Source organism: Geobacillus sp. G4 (assembly GCF_040327975.1).
Classification (GTDB): Bacteria; Bacillota; Bacilli; order Bacillales; family Anoxybacillaceae; genus Geobacillus; species Geobacillus thermoleovorans.
This window is the reverse complement of record NZ_JBEPJY010000069.1, coordinates 1-479: the sequence shown is the minus strand read 5'-3', so window position 1 is coordinate 479 and position 479 is coordinate 1. Positions and strand designations below refer to the sequence as shown.

Here is a 479-nt window from a genome sequence, read left to right as displayed (position 1 = left end):
AAACGCATTTACTCGGACAACGGGAAAATTTATCGGTCCGAGGTGCTGCAGTATGCGTGCGCCGAGATGGGGATTACACTCATCCACACCCAGCCGTATGACCCGCAAAGCAAGGGAAAAATCGAACGGTTCTTCCGCACCGTACAGACACGGTTTTATCCACTGTTGGAGCTGAATCCGCCGAAATCGCTTGACGAGTTGAACGAGCGTTTTTGGAAGTGGCTTGAAGAGGAGTATCATCGAAAACCGCACGCCTCACTGGACGGAAAAACGCCGCATGAGGTGTTTCAATCGCAAGTGCATCTCGTGTCGTTCATCGAAGATGGCGATTGGCTGGATGCGATTTTTCTGAAACGGGAGCACCGCAAGGTGAAAGCCGATGGCACGATCACCCTGAATAAGCAGCTATACGAAGTGCCGCCTCGGTTCATTGGGCAATCGATTGAGCTCCGCTATGACGAACGAGGCGTCTATGTGTA

General features: G+C 52.0%; 1 protein-coding gene. It reads left to right on the top strand.

Going from position 1 to position 479, the window contains the following annotated elements:
• Window positions 1–479, top strand: a 479-nt coding sequence (locus ABS784_RS16975) for an integrase core domain-containing protein (protein ID WP_352513369.1), incomplete at both ends; no start/stop codon positions are given.